The organism is Rhodospirillales bacterium (assembly GCA_016872535.1).
GTDB lineage: Bacteria > Pseudomonadota > Alphaproteobacteria > Rhodospirillales > 2-12-FULL-67-15 > 2-12-FULL-67-15.
In genome coordinates, this window is sequence record VGZQ01000115.1 from 1 (window position 1) to 6,749 (window position 6,749).

Here is a 6,749-nt window from a genome sequence, read left to right on the forward strand (position 1 = left end):
AGGTGCTCGACCCCGAACAGAACAACACCTTTAATGACCATTATCTGGAGGTCGATTACGACCTGTCGGACGTCATGTTCGTGACGACGGCCAACACCCTCAACATGCCCCCGGCGCTGCTCGACCGGATGGAAATCATTCGCATCGCCGGCTACACCGAGGATGAAAAGGTCGAGATCGCCCGGCGCCACCTGATTCCGAAGCAGCTGGAGGCCCATGGCCTAAAGCCCGAGGAATGGACGATCTCCGATTCCGCGTTACGCGACGTTATTCGCTATTACACGCGCGAATCCGGCGTGCGCAATCTGGAGCGCGAACTCGCCAATCTGGTGCGCAAGGCGGTCAAGGAACTCGTTTCCGACAAGGACGGCAAGAAGAAATCCGTCAGTCTCACCAGCAAGACGCTCGGCAAGTACGCCGGCGTCCGCCGCTACCGTTTCGGCGAAATCGAGGCCGACGACTTGGTCGGCGTAACCACTGGGCTGGCATGGACGGAAGTGGGCGGCGAACTGCTCTCGATCGAGGCGGTGATGGTGCCCGGCAAAGGACGCATGACCATTACCGGCAAGCTCGGTGACGTGATGCAAGAATCGATTCAGGCCGCGAAGTCGTTCGTGCAGTCGCGCGCGGTGCAGTTCGGGATTACGCCCCCCATTTTCACCAAGCGCGACATCCACGTGCACGTGCCCGAAGGCGCGACGCCCAAGGACGGCCCATCGGCCGGCGTCGCTATGGTCACGTCGATCGTGTCGGTGCTGACCGGTATTCCGGTCCATCGCGAAATCGCCATGACCGGCGAAATCACGCTGCGCGGCCGGGTGCTGCCGATCGGCGGCCTCAAGGAAAAATTGCTCGCGGCGCTCCGGGGCGGCATTAAAACCGTGCTCATTCCCAAGGAAAACGAAAAGGATCTCGACGAAATCCCGGACAACGTCAAGCGCGGGCTCACGGTCGTGCCCGTGGCCACGGTCGACGAAGTCCTGTCGCGGGCCTTGGTTCGGCCGCTCACGCCGATCGAATGGGACGAATCGGCCGGTGCCGATTCCCGCCCCGGCGCGGGCGAGGGGGGCGATGAAGAGGACGTCGGCGGGGTCATTACCCACTGACGGGCCGAGTATCTTTCGTTTGCCGCAACCGAATGGCGCGCCCCGCCGGGCGTACGCGAAACGGCATTCGCGCACAGTGATCGCGCAGCCAGCGCGGGCATCCAGAGCCTCGCTTAATCGTTTGAACTAAAAAGAAAAATTTTGAGCGCGAACGCCGGGGCTAATCTTTGCGCGTCCGGACTTCGTTCCACGCCCGCCGCCGCTGACCCGGCCGATTCGCACGCACCGCGCACTGCGCGAAGGCGCGAACATCAGGAAAATCCTGGCGATTCGAGCCGTTCGGCGTTGACCGGCTTGAAATACACCCCGTAAGATTTTCCGCAGGCCGTTCGCGGGCACCCCAATCCCGGGTCCACGCCGCGCGCCGCGACGCCATTCAGCGGAAGGGGACTGCGATGAACAAGGAAGACTTGATCGAAGCACTGACAAGTTCCGCCGGTCTGACCAAAGCCGATGCCGGGCGGGTCGTTGACAGCGTTATCGACACCATCACCAAGACCTTGAGCAAGGGGGAGGAAGTCCGGCTCGCGGGCTTCGGCGCCTTTGTCGTCACCAAACGGGCGGCCAGCACCGGCCGCAATCCGAGGACCGGCGAGACCATCCAAATCCCGGCGTCGAAGAATCCCAAGTTCCGGGCGGCTAAGGCGCTCAAGGACGCCTTAAACTAACGTCACGCACTGAACGATCCGACCCGCCCCATCGGATTGCACGGTCGGAACCGCCAATGCGCGGTCCCGCCGACAGGCGGGCGGATGACGGGTTTCCCGCGCTATAATTGATGCGCCCCAACCGGGGCGCACGGCCTAATTCCCGCGCGCTATGATCAGTTAGCTCTGTCGGGCGGTTAGCTCAGTTGGTAGAGCGCCTCGTTTACACCGAGGAGGTCGGCGGTTCGAGCCCGTCACCGCCTACCATTGAGTGGGTAATCGAGCGGATTTTCTCTTCGTTTCTCGGCTTGGCCCCGTTCTTTGACTTGGTTTTCTTGACTTGCCTGGGGGGGTGGATTACATCGGGGGCCCTCCCGCGCGGGGTTTGTCGCGTTGCCCACGCATCGGGGGTGTAGCTCAGTTGGTTAGAGCGCCGCCCTGTCACGGCGGAGGCCGCGGGTTCGAGTCCCGTCACTCCCGCCACCTTTTCCCGCTCCGCTAACAAACCCCTCGGGGCAGATTGCCCCTGAAAATCCGATGGCGCCGCCCGGTTAACGGGTTGCGCGATCCGGGTTGCCATTGAAGCGGCTATTCCGCTCCCTTACATTATTAGCCTGGCGGGATGACACGAATTATTCGGGGGGCCCTTCGGGAGACAAGAGCAGGCGCTTGTCGGCCTCCGCGAAACCGGGAACTTGCATGGACTCTCTCCTCGCCAATTACCTGCCGATCCTGATTTTTCTCGGTATCGCCGTGGCCATTGCGGGGATCGCGGTCCTCGCCTCGCTCATCGTCGCCCGCCAGCGTCCCGACGCGGAAAAGGCCGCCGCCTACGAATGCGGTTTCGACGCCTTTACTGACGCCCGCCATAAGTTCGACGTCCGGTTTTATCTGGTTGCCATCCTGTTCATTATCTTTGACCTGGAAGTCGCCTTCCTGTTCCCCTGGGCGGTGGCGCTGGGCCAGATCGGGCTGTTCGGATTCTGGTCGATGATGATCTTTCTCGCCGTGCTGACGGTCGGATTCGTCTACGAGTGGCGCAAGGGAGCGCTGGAATGGGAGTGACACCGCCGCCCCCGGCCGTTCTTCCTCCCGGTGCCGCGCAGGATGCGGTGCTCGGCCGCGTCATGGGTGAGCTCACCGATAAAGGCTTCGTGCTCGCCAACGTCGATCGCCTGGTCAATTGGGCGCGGACCGGATCGCTGTGGCCGATGACCTTCGGTCTCGCCTGCTGCGCGGTCGAAATGATTCACGCCTACATGAGCCGTTACGACCTCGACCGCTTCGGCGTGGTGCCGCGCCCAAGTCCGCGCCAGTCCGACGTTATCATCGTCGCCGGAACACTCACCAACAAAATGGCACCGGCGTTTCGCCGCGTCTACGATCAGATGGCCGAGCCGCGTTGGGTGATCTCGATGGGCTCCTGCGCCAACGGCGGCGGCTATTACCACTATTCGTATTCGGTCGTGCGCGGATGCGATCGCGTCGTGCCGGTCGATGTCTACGTGCCGGGATGCCCCCCGACCGCCGAGGCCCTGGTCTACGGCATTCTGCAGCTGCAAAAGAAAATCCGCCGGACGGGAACTCTCTGGCGCTAACCGGAGAGCGGAAAGCAAGCGATGGACGTGGCCCTGAAGGACCTTGGCGATTATGTCGCCACCGCGCTGCCCAACGAGGTGCTCGGTGTGACCACCGACCGTGGCGAACTTGCGTTCACCATTCATCGCCATGCCGTACTTAAGGTTCTGAAGTTTCTGCGCGACGACGCCAACTGCCAGTTCAAGCAGCTGATGGACGTGTGCGGCGTGGACTACCCGGAACGTGAAAATCGCTTCGACGTGGTCTACAACCTGCTCAGCCTGGTGCACAACATCCGCGCGCGGGTCAAGCTTGCGACCGACGAATCGACCCCGGTTCCGTCCGCGAGCAGCCTGTTTTCGAGCGCCGGATGGTGGGAGCGGGAAGCCTGGGACATGTATGGCATCCCGTTTTCCGACCATCCCGATTTGCGCCGCATCCTGACCGACTACGGCTTCGACGGTTATCCGCTGCGCAAGGACTTTCCGCTCACCGGCTACGTCGAGGTGCGCTACGACGACGAACAGAAGCGCGTGGTCTACGAGCCGGTCAAACTGACCCAGGAATTCCGCAATTTCGACTTCCTGAGCCCGTGGGAAGGCGCCCCGCGCCTGCCGGGCGATGAAAAGGCGACCAAGGATTGACGAATGTCCGAAACCCGCATCCGTAATTTCAACCTTAACTTCGGGCCGCAGCACCCGGCGGCGCACGGCGTGCTGCGCCTAGTGCTGGAAATGGACGGCGAGGTGATCGAGCGCGCCGATCCGCACATCGGACTTCTGCACCGCGGCACCGAAAAGCTGATCGAATACAAAAGCTATCTTCAAGCGGTACCGTACTTCGACCGGCTCGATTACGTCGCGCCGCAGAACCAGGAACACGCTTTCGCGCTGGCGGTCGAAAAGCTGCTCGGCATCCAGCCGCCGCCGCGCGGCCAGTACGTCCGCGTCCTCTACGCCGAAATCGGTCGCATCCTCAACCACATCCTCAACGTCTGTTCCTACGCCATGGACGTCGGCGCCATGACACCGATGCTGTGGGCATTCGAGGAACGCGAACTATTGATGGAATTCTGCGAGCGCGTCTCCGGCGCGCGCCTGCACATGGCCTATTTCCGTCCCGGCGGCGTGGCGCGCGACCTGCCGGTCGGCCTGATCGAGGATATTCACGCCTGGAACGAGCGCTTCCCCAAGGTGATCGACGACCTCGAAACCCTGTTGACCGAAAACCGCATCTTCAAGCAGCGCACCGTCGATATCGGCCGCGTCAGCCCCGACGCCGCGCTCGACTGGGGCTTTTCCGGCCCGAACCTGCGCGCAAGCGGCTTCGCCTGGGATTTGCGCAAGGCGCAGCCCTACGACGTCTACGGCGAGATGGATTTTGACGTCCCGGTCGGCAAGAACGGCGATTGCTACGACCGTTATTTGATTCGCATGTACGAAATGCGCGAAAGCGTGAAGATCATCCGCCAGTGCCTGGAGCGCATGCCGGCCGGGCGAGTGATGACCGACGATCGCAAAATCGCTCCGCCGCCGCGCGGCGACATGAAGGGCTCGATGGAGGCTTTGATCCACCATTTCAAGCTCTACACCGAAGGCTATCACGTGCCCGCCGGCGAAACCTACACCGCGGTCGAGGCGCCCAAGGGCGAATTCGGCGTCTACCTGGTGTCCGACGGCACCAACCGCCCGTACCGCTGCAAGATACGCGCGCCCGGCTTCGCGCACCTGCAGGCGCTCGATTTTCTGTCGCGCGGCCACATGCTCGCCGACGTGGTCGCCAATATCGGCTCGATCGACATCGTCTTCGGGGAGATCGATCGATGAGCGCGCGGTCCTTCACCTTCGATGCTGACAACCTGAAGCGGGCGGAAGCCATCGTCACCAAGTATCCCGTCGGCCGCCAAGCTAGCGCGGTAATGCCGTTGCTCGATCTCGCGCAGCGCCAGGACGGCGGGTCGCTGACCCAGGCGGCCATGGATTACATCGCTGATTATCTCAAGATGCCGCCGATTCGCGTGTACGAGGTCGCGTCTTTCTACACCATGTTCAACCTGAAGCCGGTCGGAAAACACCACGTTCAGGTCTGCACCAATCTGCCGTGCTGGCTGCGCGGCTCGGACGTAATCGCCGACACCTGCAAGCGTACTCTCGGCATCGGCTTCGGCGAAACCACCGCCGACGGCCAGTTCACGTTAAACGAAGTCGAGTGCCTCGGCGCCTGCGTCAACGCGCCGATGATGCAGATCAACGACGACTACTACGAAGACCTCGACCCCGACACCACCCGCGCGGTGCTGAGCGTCCTCAAGCAGGGCGGCAAGCCGAAAACCGGATCGCAGATGGGACGGCGGAGCTGCGAGCCGAAAACGGGCCTCACCACGCTCAAGGACATCCAACCCAAGGGCAAGAAAAAATAGCCGCGATGCTGCAGGACAAGGACCGCATCTTCACCAACATCTACGGCTTCGGCGACGTCGGGCTGGCTGGCGCGCGCGCACGCGGCGATTGGAACGGTACCAAGGACATTCTCGCGCGCGGGCGCGAGGCCATCGTCGACGCGATCAAGAAATCGGGACTGCGCGGCCGCGGCGGCGCCGGATTCGGAACCGGCATGAAATGGTCGTTCATGCCGAAGGAGATCGGCGCCCGGCCGCATTTCCTGGTGATCAACGCCGACGAGGGCGAACCCGGCACCTGCAAGGATCGCGAAATCCTGCGCCACGAGCCGCACAAGTTGATCGAGGGCGCGCTGATCGCGTCCTTCGCCATCGGCGCGCACGCCTGTTATTGCTACATGCGCGGCGAATTCCTGCGCGAGGCGGAAGCGCTGCAGCAGGCCGCCGACGAAGCCCGCGCCGCCGGGTTGATCGGCCCCAACGCCTGCGGCTCGGGCTGGGATTTCGAGTTCCATATTCACTTGGGCGCCGGGGCGTACATCTGCGGCGAGGAATCGGCGTTGATCGAAAGCCTCGAAGGCAAAAAGGGCCAGCCCCGCCTGAAGCCGCCGTTCCCGGCCAACGTCGGCCTCTACGGCTGCCCGACCACGGTCAACAACGTCGAAAGCATCGCCGTCGCGCCGACCATCCTGCGCCGCGGGCCCGAGTGGTTCGCCGGCATCGGCCGTCCCAACAACGTCGGCACCAAGCTCTTCAACATCTCCGGCCACGTCAACAACCCGTGCACGGTCGAGGAGGAGATGGGCATTCCCCTGAAGGAATTGATCGAGGTCCACGCCGGCGGCGTGCGCGGCGGCTGGGACAACCTGCTCGCGGTCATTCCCGGCGGCTCGTCGGTGCCGATGATCCCGAAAGGCATCTGCGAAACGGTCAAGATGGATTTCGATTCCTTGCGCGAGGTGAAATCCGGCCTCGGCACCGGGGCGGTGATCGTCATGGACAAGTCGACCGACGTGATCC

8 protein-coding genes and 2 tRNA genes are annotated in these 6,749 nt (G+C 63.0%); all 10 read left to right on the forward strand.

What is annotated here, in order from left to right; all coding sequences use genetic code 11:
* A partial coding sequence (locus tag FJ311_15370) for an endopeptidase La (GenBank protein ID MBM3952815.1) occupies nucleotides 1-1,106 on the forward strand: 1,106 nt, incomplete at its 5' end.
* Between the two features lie 395 nt (nucleotides 1,107-1,501).
* Nucleotides 1,502-1,774: an HU family DNA-binding protein gene (locus tag FJ311_15375; protein MBM3952816.1), complete on the forward strand. Its 273-nt coding sequence runs from the start codon at nucleotides 1,502-1,504 to the stop codon at nucleotides 1,772-1,774.
* A 170-nt stretch (nucleotides 1,775-1,944) separates the two neighbouring features.
* Nucleotides 1,945-2,020 (forward strand) — tRNA-Val (locus FJ311_15380).
* 139 nt (nucleotides 2,021-2,159) lie between these two features.
* A tRNA-Asp gene (locus tag FJ311_15385) sits at nucleotides 2,160-2,236 on the forward strand.
* 216 nt (nucleotides 2,237-2,452) lie between these two features.
* The gene (locus tag FJ311_15390) at nucleotides 2,453-2,818 is read left to right on the forward strand and encodes an NADH-quinone oxidoreductase subunit A (GenBank protein ID MBM3952817.1); all 366 of its coding nucleotides are present in this window, start codon (nucleotides 2,453-2,455) and stop codon (nucleotides 2,816-2,818) included.
* Nucleotides 2,809-3,351, forward strand: coding sequence for an NADH-quinone oxidoreductase subunit B (locus FJ311_15395; GenBank protein MBM3952818.1), 543 nt, complete (start codon nucleotides 2,809-2,811; stop codon nucleotides 3,349-3,351). The genes FJ311_15390 and FJ311_15395 overlap by 10 nt, the downstream gene beginning before the upstream one ends.
* Before the next feature lie 21 nt (nucleotides 3,352-3,372).
* A complete protein-coding gene (locus FJ311_15400; protein ID MBM3952819.1) occupies nucleotides 3,373-3,975 on the forward strand; it encodes an NADH-quinone oxidoreductase subunit C in 603 nt (200 codons plus the stop codon).
* A 3-nt stretch (nucleotides 3,976-3,978) separates the two neighbouring features.
* Nucleotides 3,979-5,157: an NADH-quinone oxidoreductase subunit D gene (locus FJ311_15405; GenBank protein MBM3952820.1), complete on the forward strand. Its 1,179-nt coding sequence runs from the start codon at nucleotides 3,979-3,981 to the stop codon at nucleotides 5,155-5,157.
* Nucleotides 5,154-5,750, forward strand: coding sequence for an NADH-quinone oxidoreductase subunit NuoE (gene nuoE, locus FJ311_15410; protein MBM3952821.1), 597 nt, complete (start codon nucleotides 5,154-5,156; stop codon nucleotides 5,748-5,750). Before FJ311_15405 ends, nuoE begins: the two co-directional genes overlap by 4 nt.
* Before the next feature lie 5 nt (nucleotides 5,751-5,755).
* On the forward strand, nucleotides 5,756-6,749 hold a 994-nt coding region (nuoF, locus tag FJ311_15415; protein ID MBM3952822.1), incomplete at its 3' end, for an NADH-quinone oxidoreductase subunit NuoF.

Coding starts and splice junctions, on each gene's coding strand:
- FJ311_15375 (MBM3952816.1), top strand. CDS start 1,502: ATGAACAAGGAAGACTTGATCGAAGCACTGACAAGTTCCGCCGGTCTG.
- FJ311_15390 (MBM3952817.1), top strand. CDS start 2,453: ATGGACTCTCTCCTCGCCAATTACCTGCCGATCCTGATTTTTCTCGGT.
- FJ311_15395 (MBM3952818.1), top strand. CDS start 2,809: ATGGGAGTGACACCGCCGCCCCCGGCCGTTCTTCCTCCCGGTGCCGCG.
- FJ311_15400 (MBM3952819.1), top strand. CDS start 3,373: ATGGACGTGGCCCTGAAGGACCTTGGCGATTATGTCGCCACCGCGCTG.
- FJ311_15405 (MBM3952820.1), top strand. CDS start 3,979: ATGTCCGAAACCCGCATCCGTAATTTCAACCTTAACTTCGGGCCGCAG.
- nuoE (MBM3952821.1), top strand. CDS start 5,154: ATGAGCGCGCGGTCCTTCACCTTCGATGCTGACAACCTGAAGCGGGCG.